Source organism: Mesorhizobium sp. M1A.F.Ca.IN.020.06.1.1 (genome assembly GCF_004023265.1).
In the GTDB taxonomy this organism is placed as follows: Bacteria; Pseudomonadota; Alphaproteobacteria; order Rhizobiales; family Rhizobiaceae; genus Mesorhizobium.
This window is the reverse complement of record NZ_RZSR01001796.1, coordinates 1-460: the sequence shown is the minus strand read 5'-3', so window position 1 is coordinate 460 and position 460 is coordinate 1. Positions and strand designations below refer to the sequence as shown.

The window sequence follows — 460 nt, the reverse complement described above, 5'->3', positions numbered from 1 at the left end:
TCCTGACCCTCGTCCAGCTCCAGCAGGAGGGTGAGATTGTCATCGCCGCAATCGGCGGCTTCGATCTCGAGTATGCCGGTGAGCGCTTTGGGCGAGACGGCTATCGCTACAGCACCGTGCTGATGCGCACCGGCGCAACCCAAGAGATCGAGCTGCCGGTCACGGTGACGCCGCTCGGAGCGGTTTCTCGCCTCGAGCACGCGCTGTGCGGTTTGGAGGAAGAGCAGGAGCGCTATCGCCATCGCCTCGCCGACGCGCGCCGAAGGCTCGCTTCTTATCAGTCGCGAGACGGCGACGAATTCGCCTTTGCCGGCGAGCTGGCAGAAAAGCGCCGCCAACTCGCGGAGGTCGACAAGGCGCTGGCGGCGGATGTCGAGGGCATCGGGAATGCCGTCGCCGCCTGACCCTATGCGGCTAGCGACCCGAGCAACGCGAGGTGGCGCCCCTCCATGCCTGTCTC

1 pseudogene is annotated in these 460 nt (G+C 66.3%); it reads left to right on the top strand.

What is annotated here, in order from left to right:
• Nucleotides 1–404, top strand: a pseudogene (locus EOA60_RS36955) (hypothetical protein); the annotation flags it as partial.
• Between the last annotated feature and the right edge of the window lie 56 nt (nt 405–460).